At 31.0% G+C, this 13906-nt stretch carries 10 protein-coding genes; 9 read left to right on the top strand and 1 reads right to left on the bottom strand.

Going from position 1 to position 13906, the window contains the following annotated elements:
• The first annotated feature begins 33 nt into the window (after positions 1 to 33).
• From D2A34_RS21380 to D2A34_RS21410, 7 genes are all read left to right on the top strand, one after another.
• Entirely contained in the window at positions 34 to 726 is a 693-nt protein-coding gene (locus D2A34_RS21380; protein ID WP_079439188.1) for a FadR/GntR family transcriptional regulator, read from the top strand.
• Between the two features lie 471 nt (positions 727 to 1197).
• Positions 1198 to 1986, top strand: coding sequence for an electron transfer flavoprotein subunit beta/FixA family protein (locus D2A34_RS21385; RefSeq protein WP_079439187.1), 789 nt, complete (start codon positions 1198 to 1200; stop codon positions 1984 to 1986).
• Between the two features lie 54 nt (positions 1987 to 2040).
• Complete coding sequence (locus D2A34_RS21390; RefSeq protein WP_079439185.1) at positions 2041 to 3231, top strand: electron transfer flavoprotein subunit alpha; 1191 nt, start codon at positions 2041 to 2043, stop codon at positions 3229 to 3231.
• A 3-nt stretch (positions 3232 to 3234) separates the two neighbouring features.
• Positions 3235 to 4638: an FAD-binding oxidoreductase gene (locus tag D2A34_RS21395; RefSeq protein ID WP_079439183.1), complete on the top strand. Its 1404-nt coding sequence runs from the start codon at positions 3235 to 3237 to the stop codon at positions 4636 to 4638.
• Between the two features lie 260 nt (positions 4639 to 4898).
• Positions 4899 to 7253 carry a glycyl radical protein gene (locus tag D2A34_RS21400; protein ID WP_119367876.1) on the top strand — a complete coding sequence of 785 codons (2355 nt, stop codon included), beginning with the start codon at positions 4899 to 4901 and terminating at the stop codon, positions 7251 to 7253.
• 3 nt (positions 7254 to 7256) lie between these two features.
• Complete coding sequence (locus D2A34_RS21405) at positions 7257 to 8192, top strand: glycyl-radical enzyme activating protein (protein WP_119367877.1); 936 nt, start codon at positions 7257 to 7259, stop codon at positions 8190 to 8192.
• 123 nt (positions 8193 to 8315) lie between these two features.
• Positions 8316 to 8993, top strand: coding sequence for a transaldolase family protein (locus tag D2A34_RS21410; protein WP_119367878.1), 678 nt, complete (start codon positions 8316 to 8318; stop codon positions 8991 to 8993).
• A gap of 306 nt (positions 8994 to 9299) precedes the next feature.
• Here the strand turns inward: D2A34_RS21410 and D2A34_RS21415 are convergent, their stop codons facing one another.
• Positions 9300 to 10151, bottom strand: a complete 852-nt coding sequence (locus D2A34_RS21415) for an AraC family transcriptional regulator (RefSeq protein WP_119367879.1) — start codon at positions 10149 to 10151, stop codon at positions 9300 to 9302.
• Positions 10152 to 10321: 170 nt separating this feature from the next.
• On the opposite strand from D2A34_RS21415, the gene D2A34_RS21420 reads away from it, so the two are divergent.
• Both D2A34_RS21420 and D2A34_RS21425 read left to right on the top strand, forming a co-directional pair.
• Positions 10322 to 12082: an ABC transporter ATP-binding protein gene (locus tag D2A34_RS21420; protein ID WP_119367880.1), complete on the top strand. Its 1761-nt coding sequence runs from the start codon at positions 10322 to 10324 to the stop codon at positions 12080 to 12082.
• Positions 12083 to 13867, top strand: a complete 1785-nt coding sequence (locus tag D2A34_RS21425; protein WP_119367881.1) for an ABC transporter ATP-binding protein — start codon at positions 12083 to 12085, stop codon at positions 13865 to 13867. It abuts the gene before it with no gap.
• The last annotated feature ends 39 nt before the right edge of the window (positions 13868 to 13906 follow it).

Raw genomic sequence — 13906 nt, forward strand, 5'->3', positions numbered from 1 at the left:
ACAATAAGATAAATGAAGGAGATTAATATAGTTATGTCTACTAAAACTCCAAAGGTATATGATCAGGTTATAGAACAAATTAAGAATAAGATAAAAAATGGTGAACTAAAAAAGGGAGATAGGTTGCCATCCGAGAGAGAAATGTCAGAATCCCTTGGCGTGTCTCGTGCATCTGTAAGAGAAGCTTTAAGAGCACTAGAAGTGATAGGACTTGTAGAGAGCAGGCAAGGAGCAGGTAATTACATAAGAACTAATTTTGATAATTCATTATTTGAACCTCTTTCGGTTATGTTTATGTTACAAGAAAGTTCTATTGAAGAGATGCATGATTTAAGGGAAACCTTAGAACTTCAGTGTGCTAGGCTATCAGCTAAAAATATAGAAAATAATGAGCTTGAACTTTTAACAGCAATATTAGATAGGATGTATATGGCAGAGAATGAAGAGGAAAGTCTAGAACTTGATATTAAATTCCATTATTTAATTGCAAAAACTTCAAGAAATGTATTGCTTATAAATGTACTTGAGGTTATATCTCAGCTCATGGATGAATTTATTAAGAAATCTAGAATGCAGATTTTACACAGGGGAAATACTAGGGAAAATCTATTGGAAATTCATGAGAATTTAGTAAGAGCTCTAAAGTGTAGAGATGAAGCTAAAGCTTATAGAGCAATGGAAGAACATTTTGGCTTAATCAGAAAAGCTTATGGATATGAAAAATAAAATATATGGATAAACCAGATAAGTGAAAGATGATAATTATGTGACTCATCTTTTACTTATCTGGTTTTTTGTTATATTTTAAACAAAAAATTCAATTTAAGTTAGTTGAATTTGCAATTTAAAACTTTTTTATTTGAACTTGAATAATTTAATAAGTTAAAAGAAGTAGGAAATATACGATTTAGAAATCAAAAGTGTAGTTGTATTCATGTAAACATTTTCTGTTAAATTAATAACAATGCTTTACAAACAATATTTAACAATCTATAATTAAATTGAAATTGGTCATACCAATTTTAAATTGGTATGACAAGTAAAGTGGTGGAAGGATAAAAGTGTATTTGTTGTTATTTTCAGATTGAATGCCCATTACTTAGATTAGGATATCTCTTGGAAAGTTTAAAATTTTAGGTTATAAGTCTTGCGGATCAATATTTGAATTTTAAAATATAGTTTTAGGAGGGTTTTATTATGAATATTTTAGTTTGTGTTAAACAAGTACCAGGAACATCTAAAGTAGAAGTTGATCCTGTTACAGGAGTGTTAAAAAGAGATGGTGTAGATTCTAAAATGAATCCATATGATTTATATGCTCTTGAGACAGCACTAAAAATTAGAGAAAGTAAAGGCGGAGCAGTAAAGGTCTTAAGTATGGGGCCTAATCAGGCATTAAGTGTGATTAAAGAAGCTTATACTATGGGAGCTGATGAAGGTACATTATTATCAGATAGAAAATTTGGTGGAGCTGATGTTTTAGCGACATCATATACAATAGCTCAAGGAGTTAAAAAAATGGGAGATTTTGAACTTATTATTTGTGGTAAGCAAACTACAGATGGTGATACAGCTCAAGTAGGGTCTGAAATGGCAGAATGGCTAAATATACCTCATGTAGCTAATGTTAAAAATATAGTAAAAGTAGAAGAATCAGCAATTACAGTTGAAATGGATATGCCAGAAAGTATTGAGACTGTAAAGATAGAATATCCTTGTTTAATCACAGTTGATAAGGGGATTTTTGAACCAAGACTTCCTTCTTATAAAAAGAAATTATCCACTAAAGATAGAGAAATAAAAATACTAAGTCTTAAGGATTTTGATGATAAGAATGAAAAAAATTATGGACTTAATGGTTCACCAACACAGGTAGAAAGAATATTTCCACCAGAAGTAAATAATGATAGAGAAATTTGGACAGGTAGTTCTGGTGAATTAAGTGAAAAAATAGATCAAAAATTAAAGGAGTTAAAGTTTATTTAAAAGGTATAGATTAAAGAGGTATCTCACAATGAAAATTAAGGAGGAGAAAAGGTTATGGCAAAGTTAGTAATAAATCAAGAAAAAATATTAAATGTTGATGAGTTAATTAAGATATGTCCTTTTGGTGCTCTTGAAAATAATAATGGAGTAGTTGAAATAAGCGGAGCATGCAAAATGTGTAAGCTATGCGTTAAAAAGGGTCCTGAAGGTGCTGTTGAATATATAGAAGAACAAGTTAAAGAGATAGATAAAAGTCTTTGGAATGGAATAGGCGTTTATGTTGATCATGTAGATGGAGAAATACATCCTGTTACTTATGAATTAATAGGAAAAGCAAGAGAATTGGCTGGCAAAATAAATCACCCAGTTTATGCTGTATTTATTGGAAACAATATTTCTCATAAGGCTGAAGAACTTTTACATTATGGTGTAGACAAAGTGTTCGTATATGATGATGAAGAATTAAAGTACTTTAGAATAGAACCATATACAGGCGCTTTTGAAGATTTTATTAACAATGTTAAGCCAACAGCTATTTTAGTTGGAGCTACAACTATAGGACGTTCTTTAGCTCCGAGAATAGCCGCAAGATTTAAAACTGGACTTACAGCAGATTGTACAATATTAGATATGAAAGAAAATACAGATTTAGTTCAAATCAGACCAGCTTTTGGCGGTAATATAATGGCGCAAATAGTTACTCCGAATTCTAGACCTCAACTAGCTACTGTTAGGTATAAAGTTATGACAGCACCAAAAAGAAGTGAGGAAATTTTAGGTGAAATAATTAAATGCAATATAGGAAAAGAAAGACTTAAATCAAACATAACAGCACTTAATATAAAGAAAAAAGATGCTGAAGTCGGAATAAGCGATGCTGAAGTGATAGTAGCAGCAGGAAGAGGAATTAAATCAGAAAAAGATTTAGAATTAGTAAAAGAATTAGCCAAACTTTTAGGTGCAGAATTTGCATGTACTAGACCACTAATAGAAGCAGGCTGGGTTGATGCAAAGAGACAAATTGGATTGAGTGGAAGAACTGTAAGACCTAGGCTTATAGTAACTTGCGGAATATCTGGAGCAGTTCAATTTACAGCAGGAATGAATAATTCAGATTATATATTTGCTATAAATGATGATGATAAAGCACCAATATTTAAAGTTGCTCATTACGGAGTTGTTGGTAATTTGTATGAAGTAATTCCAGAATTAATAGAAAAAATAAAAATGGCTAAGGAGGCATAGACTATGGGCTATAAAGAAGTTGAATTAAGAGATTATGAATATATATTATCTATTGCGGAAGATGATAAAGAAAGAGTTTTCTTTAGAGAAGAAATAAATGAAGATTATAGTCATGATGAATTAGGTGGAATTAAAAAGATGCCTGATATAGTGATTCAAGCTATAAGTGCAGATGAAGTTTCAAAAGTTATGAAATATGCCTATGAAAATAGTATTCCTGTAACCCCAAGGGGATCAGGTACAGGGCTTGTAGGAGCAGCAGTTCCTCTCAAAGGCGGAATTGTTATAGATCTTAGCAGAATGAATAAAATATTAGAATTAGATGAAGAAAATTTGACTCTTACATTAGAGCCGGGAGTACTACTAATGGATATAGGAAAATATGTTGAAGAATTTGACTTGTTTTATCCACCAGATCCAGGTGAAAAATCAGCAACAATTGGTGGAAATATAAGTACTAATGCAGGTGGAATGAGAGCCGTAAAATATGGAGTTACTAGAGACTACGTAAGAGGACTTGAAGCTGTACTCCCAAATGGCGATGTAGTGAATTTAGGAGGAAAAGTTGTTAAAAACAGCTCGGGGTATGCATTAAAAGATCTAATAGTTGGTTCTGAAGGAACTTTAGGAATAGTAACAAAGGCTATTTTAAGATTATTACCACTTCCTAAAAAGGCTCTAAGCTTACTCATTCCGTTTGAAAGTCTTGAAAGGGCGATAGATACTGTACCTAAAATAATTAAATCTAAGTCCATACCAACAGCAATTGAATTTATGCAAAGAGAGGCAATACTTGCAGCTGAAGAATTTTTAGGAAAAAGCTTTCCGGATAAATCATCTGATGCATATCTGTTATTAACTTTTGATGGGAATTCTACAGAAGAAATTGAAAAGAATTATGAAAATGTAGCAAATATTTGCTTAGAAGCTGGGGCATTAGATGTATTGATTTCAGATACTGAAGAAAGACAAGAATCAATATGGTCAGCAAGAGGTTGTTTTCTTGAAGCAATTAAAGCTTTAACTACTGAAATGGATGAAGTTGATGTTGTTGTACCAAGAAATCAAATAGGAAAGTTTGTTACTTTCACTCATGAACTTGAACGTACTGCTAATATAAGAATAAAAAGTTTTGGACATGCTGGAGATGGAAATTTGCATATATATATATTAAGAGATGATCTTGATGAAGAGGTATGGCAATCAAAATTAAAAGAAGTTATGCAAATAATGTATGATAAGGCTAAAGAATTAGAAGGACAAGTATCGGGAGAACATGGAATAGGATTTGCAAAGAAGGGATATCTAAAAGAATCACTTCCAAGTGAATGTATTGGTATAATGCAAGGAATTAAATTAGCTTTTGATCCTAAAAATATACTGAATCCAGGAAAAGTGTGTGAATAGAACAAATCGTATTTAATAAATCTAATTTAGTTATAAATACTAAATATAAACAATTTAATTATGTTTCATATATGAATCAACACTACTTTATGTTAAAAGTGAATTTAATATAGAGTAGTGTTTTTTATCGACTAAAATTATTTTAGTTGAAGGAACTATGTAAAATAATAAAAAATATATTGAAAAACAATTTGAAATAAGATAGAATTAAGTTATAATAATAATAAACAATAATAAACAAGTGGAGAGGAGAAAGAGAAATGAGTGAATTAGTCATGTCTCCAAGAATTAAAAATCTAAAGGAGAAGATGTTATCTGAAAAGAGATATGCATCTATTGAGCAAGCACTTATAATAACTGACACATATAAAAAGAGTGAAGACAAATCAGTTATTATTAAAAGAGCATTAGCATTAAAAAATTCTCTTTCAAAATTAGTAATCGGTGTTGATGATGAAGAATTAATAGTAGGTAACCGCACTAAAGGGGTCAGATATGGTGTTGTTTTTCCGGAGAGTGGAAGTTCATGGATTGATAAAGAATTTGAAACACTGCCAATCAGGCCTCAAGATAAGTTTAATATAAATTTAGATGATATAGAAACGTTTAGGGAAGTAATTAAGCCATATTGGGATGGGCACTCATTAGAAGATGTTATTAGGCAGAGATACGGAAAAGAAATTGATGAAATTGCAAAAGTGGTAAAGATAAATCAAAAAGATCATGCTCAAGGACATATTTGTCCAAATTGTAGAGAGTGGCTTACACTTGGACCGGAAGGGATTAAACAAAGAGCACTTGAAAAAATGAATAATGCAGCCAAAGAAAACAAGGATTTTTATGAAAGTGTAGTTATTGTCATGGAAGGTGCTCAAGAATTTATGATTAGATACCACGATTTAATGAAAGAGAAAGCTGAGTCAGTATGCGAGGAAGAATTAGTATCAAGCATGCTTCAAGTTGCAGATATTTGTAAGAATATTTCTAGAAGGCCGGCACAGACTTTCCATGAGGCGGTGCAAGCAGTTTGGTTTCTATTTGTTATACTTCATATGGAATCAAATGCATCATCATTCTCACCAGGAAGAATGGATGAATTTTTATACCCATATTATAAAAGAGATATACACCTTGGAAAATTAGATAATAAAAAGGCTTTAGAAATAATTGAATGTCTTTGGCTTAAGTTTAATGAAATAGTTTATTTAAGAAATTCTCATAGTGCTAAGTTTTTTGCAGGTTTCCCTATAGGATTTAATATTGCAATTGGTGGTCAAGATGAAAAAGGTAATGATTTTACAAATGAATTATCCTTATTATTCTTAAAAGCTCAAGAACATTTAGGCCTGCCACAACCTAATCTATCTGTAAGACTTCATAAAAATACATCAGAAGAGCTATTAAAAGAGAGTATAAAAGTTGTAGCCAAAGGAAGTGGAATGCCACAATTCTTTAATGACGAATCAGTAATACCATCTATGATAGACTTAGGAATTAAAGAAAAAGACGCAAAAGACTATGCCATTGTTGGATGCGTAGAACTTACAACCCAAGGTAATAATCTTGGCTGGAGTGATGCTGCAATGTTTAACTTAAACAAGGTTTTAGAGTTAACACTAAACAGTGGAAAATGTTTAATCTCAGGGGATTCATTGGCTCAAAATCTAGGTAATCTAACTACTTATGAAAAGTATGAGGAGTTAGAGGAAGCCTTTGCTAAGCAAATAGATTATTTCATTGATAAAATGATTTTAGCTTGCGAACAAGTTGAAAAAGCTCATATAGATGTTTTACCTTCACCATTCTTATCATCAGTTATTGATGACTGCATTGAGAAAGGTGTAGATGTTACTGCCGGTGGGGCAGTATATAATCTTTCAGGAATTCAAATGATACAAGTTGCAAATTTAGCAGACAGCCTAGCTGCCATAAAACTTTTAGTATATGATGAAAAGAGAATTTCTAAAGAAGAATTGTTAAAAGCTCTTCAAAATAACTTTGAAGGATATGAAGTAATAAGGGCTATGCTATTAAATCGTGCACCTAAATACGGGAATGATATTGAATGGGTAGATGAAATTGGTGCTAAGTGGGCAAGATATTTCAATGGAAAGCTTAAATCTTATACAAACTATCGTGGAGGTAAATATCATACAGGAATGTATACAGTATCAGCCCATGTTCCAATGGGGGAAAATGTAGGAGCATCTGCAGATGGAAGACATGCAAAGGCACCTTTAGCTGACGGTGGCATGTCACCTGTATATGGAAGAGATATTGCAGGACCTACAGCTGTCTTAAAATCTGTATCAAAATTAGATAATGTATTAACTACTAATGGTGGTTTATTAAATATGAAGTTCTTACCTGAGTTTTTTAAGAATGAGATTGGAAGAGATAAGTTTGCAAGATTCTTAAGAACCTTTGTAGATTTAGAAATACCACATATTCAATTTAATGTTTTACGCAGAGAAGATCTATTAGCAGCACAAAAGAATCCAGAAAATTATCGCAGTTTAACTGTACGTGTAGCGGGATATACAGCATATTTCACTGAACTTGCAGGAGAATTGCAAAACGAAATTATAGCAAGAACAAGTTATGGGGATATATAGCTTATGGAAAAAGATTATACGTCTTTGACAGGAAGAATTTTTGATATAAGAAGATTTTCAACACATGATGGAGCGGGAATAAGAACAACAATTTTTTTAAAAGGATGTCCGATTAAATGTGTTTGGTGTCAAAATCCCGAAGGAATTTCTCCAAAGGAACATTTGATTCATTTTGAAAATAAATGTATTAATTGTGATTTATGTATTAATAAATGCTCTAATAAATCAGTTATACGAGAAAATAATAAAACATGTGTTGTTCAAGATAAATGTACAGATGAGCAAAATAAAATTGTTACTGATATTTGTCCGACTGGTGCATTGACTATGGATTCTAAAGATTATACTTTAGATGAAGTTATAGAAATAGCACTGAAGGATAAAGCATTTTTTAAATACGGTGGTGGAGTAACTTTATCTGGCGGGGAACCATTGTACCAGAAAGAATTTGCAATTGCATTGCTCAAGAAGTTAAAGGAAGCTGGAATAAACACAGCGATTGAAACCTCCTTATTCGTGCCTACTGAAAATATAGTAGAATTGCTGCCTTATGTAGATACAATTTTTGCGGATTTAAAGATATTTGATGATGATAAGCATAAATCTTTTACTGGTGTTAGTAACGAATTGATTAAGAAGAATATTAAGCTTATTTTGGGAGGTAGTAAGAAGGAAGATGTGATTATAAGAACTCCGCTAATACCTCAATTTACAGCGAATAAAAATAATATTCATGATATAAGTGGATATATTTCAAGTATCTATTCAAAAGTAAAATATGAATTATTAAATTATAATCCTCTTGCAAAAGCAAAATATAATTTAATAAATAATATGGATTATTGCTTTGAAGATAATCCTAGGATGTATACCGATGAAGAAATGAAAGAGTTTTATAATGTTGCTTATTCTGCGGGAATAAAGAATTTAATAAAGTAGAACAGTAGTAATTTTATTGATAGGTCAATAGAGAAAAACTAGCAAATAAGTTAGAGTTAAGTGCAAAATATTAGTATTTATTATAATTAATTATATAAGTTTAAAGCAGAGAGGAAGAGAGAGATGTTAGTATTAATTGATGACGCAAATTTAGAGGCTATTAAGAGAATTTATGAATTTTATCCATGTGATGGGGTGACAACTAATCCATCTATTCTAAAAAAACAAGGTGGAAATCCTATGGAGGTATTAAAAGCAATTAGAGAGTTTTTACCAGACGGAGCGCAGCTTCATGCTCAAGTTGTATCATTAACTGCTGAAAAAATGATTGATGAAGCACACCATATGCTTGAGGTACTTGGAAAAGATACTTATATTAAAATCCCAGTAACAAGCGAAGGAATAAAGGCTATGAAATTATTAAGTAAGGAAAATGCAAATATTACCGCTACAGCTATTTATACTTCAATGCAAGCATTCATAGCGGCAAAAGCAGGAGCAAGATATACGGCACCTTATGTAAATAGATTAGATAATATGGGAGCTGATGGTGTTCAAGTGGCAAAAGATATTCATGACATGTTTAAAATGCATGGATTAAACGCGGATGTATTAGCGGCAAGCTTCAAGAATTCACAACAAGTTTTAAATTTATGTAAGTATGGAATTGGATCAATCACAGCAGCACCTGATGTAATAGAAGGATTAATTAAACATGATGCAACTGCAAATGCAGTAGAAGTATTTACAAAAGATTTCTATAGCCTAGTTGGCGAAGGAAACACAATGGAGAACCTATAACTTGAATATATAACTTACCGAAATAAGTAACACACTTTTGTTCCAGTTTCAAGGGGATTTTGATGGGTAATTCTAAGGCTATAAGTTGTACTCAAAGTGCTAGCCTCAAAGAACAAGCGCTCACAGAGAAAGTTCGAGAAGCCAAATATAAAATTTGGACTCTCACTTTTTGAGCTAGCACATTTGGAACAACTTATAGCCTAAGAATCACGACCAGCAAAGTTCCCAATGAAACATTCCGCAAAAGTGTGTTACTTATTTCTATTTAGAATATATTTCAAATTAGTAATTAAGGTTATAATCTGTTTATTCATACTTATTAGCCAATCTAAATTTGTATGGTGAATGGCCATAATATTTTTTGAATAGCTTGCTAAAATAATAAGCATCACTGTAGCCAACAGATTGGGCTATAGATTTTATTGGAGATTCTGTTGAGATTAATAAATCTTTAGCTTTTTCTAGTCTGAGATTTATTAAATAATTGATAGGAGATTCACCAGTTTTCTCTTTAAATACTTTAGATATATAAACTGAACTTAAGTACATGTTCCTGGACATATCATCTAAGGAAACGTTATTCATGTAATTGTTATCAAAATAGTCTAAAATTATTTTAACTATATTTGACTTATCATAAAACGGAAAGTCGTATCTATCAACTTTCTTAGTATTTTTAACATAGTTAATTTCTTTTAAGAAAAGAGCAATTAACTTCATTATTAGGCTTTTTAATATAAGTTCTTTTCCAACCTCACAGGCTTCTTGTTCGCCTATTATTTCTAAACAACATTTATGAAAATCTTCCTTATACTGTTTAAATTCCAATGGAACTTCAGAGTTTTGTTTTAAAATATAATCAAAAGGAAGTCCATCAATTTGGATATTTCGAAAACCAATATGTAGTTCAGTATTTTGTTCACCTTTGCTTAGTGATTCCTTGTGGTAAACTCCAGGGTTAAAAGGAAGTAGAGTCTTTTCATGAATCTTATACATTTTATCTTCTATTTTATAAGTCACAGACCCAGAAACTACATAGCTAAATTCTATAAAATCATGACAATGATATTCGGCCTTTATAAAATCTTTATTATCAAATTTAAATGCATATAAAATTTCAGGATTAAAATTTTCAATGTTGATACCTACACTGCACACGTCAATATCACCCCTTTTACTTATATCTATCCTAAAAATTAATTAGATAAGATTAACTTTATATATAAGAATATACATCATATGAATAAAAAAGTACATTTTTATTCTAAATGATTTATTGGATAATTAAACATGTCAAAAAGAAAGATATAAAAAAGGAGGAGAGATTAATGAGTAGCATAAAATGGATCTTTAGTTATATAAATAAATACAAATTTAGATTCTATATTGCACTTACAGCAGTACTTTTAAGCTCATTCATGGCTATGATTAATCCATATTTAAGTGGAAGGTTAGTTGATGAAGTGATTATACAGAATAAGACTGATATTCTATTCCCTATTCTGGGGGTAATGGTCGCAGTTACTGTTATAAAAGCAATTATTAGATATACTTACCAAATGGCATTTGAGTTTGTATCTCAAAATGTAATATTTGAACTTAGACAAAAAATGTATAGTAAGCTGCAAGAATTGGATTTAGATTATTATAACAAAACAAGAACTGGGGATATAATGGCAAGAATGACTGGAGATATGGATGCAGTAAGGCATTTTGTTGCTTGGGTTATATATAATATTTGTGAAAATGTTACTGTGTTTATATTTGCAATAATTAGCATGTTTTTTATTAGTGTAGAATTTACTTTATTAATGTTTGCATTGACGCCTATTGTAGCATACTGTGCATACAGATTTGCGAAGCAGGCAAATCCAATATTCTTTGGAATAAGAGAACAATTTTCGAAGCTAAATACAGTAGTTCAAGAAAATATAAGTGGTAATAGAGTAGTGAAAGCCTTTGCAAAAGAAGATTATGAAATATTAAAGTTTGAGGAAAGAAATAAGGCATATATGGACGCTAATATGGAACTTGCAAATGTTGCGCAAAAGTATTTGTCTATACTTAATGCTTTGTCAAATATGTTTACAATTGTTATGATTTTAGCAGGAGGGATCTTCGTTATAAATGATAGGTTAACTATGGGTGAATTAGTAATGTTTAATGGTCTTATTTGGGCTATAAATAACCCTATGAATATGGTAGGATGGCTTATTAATGATGCTCAAAGATTCATTGCAGCAGCAAGAAAAATAAAAATATTAGTTAATGAGGAAACAAAGATAAAAAATCCTGAAGAAGGAATTAAACCTAAGAAATTGAAAGGTGAAATTGAATTTAGAAATGTTAATTTTGAGTATGGATATGAACCAGTTTTAAAGAATATAAATTTCAAAGTAAAATCTGGACAAAGAGTTGCGATTTTTGGACAAACTGGCGCAGGAAAATCGACAATAGTAAATTTGATAGAGAGATTTTATGATGCAACGTCTGGAGAAATATTAATAGATGGAATAGATATTAGAAAATATAACTTACAGGGGTTAAGAAAAAATATTTCAATATCAATGCAGGATGTATTTTTATTTTCTAATACAATAGAAGAAAATATTAGCTATGGAGTATCAGAAATAGATAATAATAAAATAAATTGGGCGGCTGAGATGGCAGATGCAAATAATTTTATTCAAAATTTATCAGATTCCTATGAAACGGTAGTTGGGGAAAGAGGCGTAGGTTTATCGGGGGGACAAAAGCAAAGGATAACACTTGCAAGATCAATAATAAAAGAACCTTCTATATTAATATTAGATGATACAACATCAGCTCTAGATGTAGAAACTGAAGCAATGATTCAAAAGAATTTAAATACAATATATAAAGATAAGACATGCTTTATAATAGCCCATAGAATTTCATCCATAAAAGATTCTGATTTGATTTTGGTGTTAGATGATGGAAGAATAGTAGAAAGCGGAACCCATAAGGAATTATTAGATAATAAGGGACATTATTATGGAGTATATAAAGCTCAATATGGTGATTATTTAGATGAAGAAGATAATGAAGACTGCAAGGAGGTGGGATAGATGGCAAGAAATAAGTATGATGTTGATGAAGAATTAGGCACGCCATTTAGCTGGGAATATTGTAAAAGGCTATTAAACTATGTGGTTCCTTATAAAAAAGAAATGATAACAACTCTTATTGTGATGCTAATATCAAGCGTATCCACACTACTTGGTCCTTACTTGGTAAAAATAGCCATGGATACTAATATACCTAATAAAGATGTTAGAGGACTCATTGTAGTTTGTATAGTATTCTTTATCACCATAGTGGTAAGTGCATTATGTATGAGATATAGAATAAGAACAATGAATTATGTGGGACAGGAAGTAGTTAAGAATATTAGATCAGATATATTTAATCATTTGCAAAAGCTCCCGTTTTCTTACTATGATAGCAGACCACATGGAAAAATTTTAGTAAGAGTGGTTAACTATGTAAATGCATTAAGTGATTTATTATCTAATGGGCTTATAAATCTGTTAACAGATTTATTTAGTATCCTAGTGATTATAGGATTTATGGTGTTTATAAGTCCAAAATTAACAATGGTATGTATGATTGGAATGCCTATCCTTGCAATAATAGTAGCTTTACTAGTAAAGGTTCAAAGAAGAAATAGCCAGATATATAGTAATAAACAATCAAATCTTAATGCTTATATACAAGAAAGTATAAGTGGAATGAAGGTTACTCAAGCATTCGCTAGAGAAAAAGTTAATGCAGAGAAGTTCAAAACAGTAAGTAATGAGAATAGAAGAACTTGGATAAACGCAGTTAAATACCAATTGCTGCTTTGGCCAGCGATAGAAAATACATCTGTATTTACGGTTTCGTTGGTATATTTAATAGGAGTGCGTTCAATAGGAGAATCGATAACAATAGGTACCCTCATTGCTTTTGTAGGGTACATATGGAGATTTTGGAATCCAATAGTTAATATTTCTAACTTCTATAATGCATTGATAATGGCAATGGCATATTTAGAAAGAATATTTGAGACATTAGATGAACCAGTAACTATAGCTAATTTGCCAGATGCTTATGATATTCCAGAAGTTAAAGGGTCTGTTGAATTTAGAAATGTAGTATTTAAATATGAAGATGAAGATAGGGAAGTCTTAAGAAATGTATCTTTTGAGATAAAGCCAGGAGAGACCATAGCCTTGGTAGGACCAACAGGAGCAGGAAAGACAACAATTATAAATCTCTTAAGCAGATTTTATGATGTGACCTCTGGAGAAGTTTTAGTAGATGCCCACAATATAAGAAATGTAACTTTAGATTCTTTAAGAAAACAAATGGGAGTAATGCTTCAAGATACATTTATTTTCTCAGGAACCATATTGGAAAATATAAAATATGGAAAATTAGATGCAACTGATGAAGAAATAATAAGAGCAGCTAAGGCTGTTAAAGCTCATGATTTTATTATCAATCTAAAAGATGGTTATAACACTGAAGTCAATGAAAGAGGAAGCAGATTATCTGTTGGTCAAAGACAATTGATTTCTTTTGCAAGGGCACTCCTTGCAGATCCTAAAATATTAATTTTAGATGAGGCAACTTCAAGTATAGATACAAAAACAGAACAAGCACTTCAGGAAGGATTAAATAAATTACTTGAGGGAAGAACATCATTTGTTATTGCACATAGATTATCAACAATAAAAAATGCTACTAGAATAATGGTTATAAATGATGGTCAAATCGTAGAACAAGGAAGTCACGACGAACTAATAGATGTAAAGGGGGAATACTACGAACTTTTTACAGCACAATATGAGATAGTGAGAGCTGTATAGAATTAGGTTAAATAAATTGTTGTTCTTTTTGTAATAGAC

Source organism: Clostridium chromiireducens (assembly GCF_003575225.1).
In the GTDB taxonomy this organism is placed as follows: Bacteria; Bacillota; Clostridia; order Clostridiales; family Clostridiaceae; genus Clostridium; species Clostridium chromiireducens.

Excerpts from the sequence above, each read along its gene's own strand:
- D2A34_RS21380 (WP_079439188.1), top strand. The coding sequence starts at position 34 with ATGTCTACTAAAACTCCAAAGGTATATGATCAGGTTATAGAACAAATT.
- D2A34_RS21385 (WP_079439187.1), top strand. The coding sequence starts at position 1,198 with ATGAATATTTTAGTTTGTGTTAAACAAGTACCAGGAACATCTAAAGTA.
- D2A34_RS21390 (WP_079439185.1), top strand. The coding sequence starts at position 2,041 with ATGGCAAAGTTAGTAATAAATCAAGAAAAAATATTAAATGTTGATGAG.
- D2A34_RS21395 (WP_079439183.1), top strand. The coding sequence starts at position 3,235 with ATGGGCTATAAAGAAGTTGAATTAAGAGATTATGAATATATATTATCT.
- D2A34_RS21400 (WP_119367876.1), top strand. The coding sequence starts at position 4,899 with ATGAGTGAATTAGTCATGTCTCCAAGAATTAAAAATCTAAAGGAGAAG.
- D2A34_RS21405 (WP_119367877.1), top strand. The coding sequence starts at position 7,257 with ATGGAAAAAGATTATACGTCTTTGACAGGAAGAATTTTTGATATAAGA.
- D2A34_RS21410 (WP_119367878.1), top strand. The coding sequence starts at position 8,316 with ATGTTAGTATTAATTGATGACGCAAATTTAGAGGCTATTAAGAGAATT.
- D2A34_RS21420 (WP_119367880.1), top strand. The coding sequence starts at position 10,322 with ATGAGTAGCATAAAATGGATCTTTAGTTATATAAATAAATACAAATTT.
- D2A34_RS21425 (WP_119367881.1), top strand. The coding sequence starts at position 12,083 with ATGGCAAGAAATAAGTATGATGTTGATGAAGAATTAGGCACGCCATTT.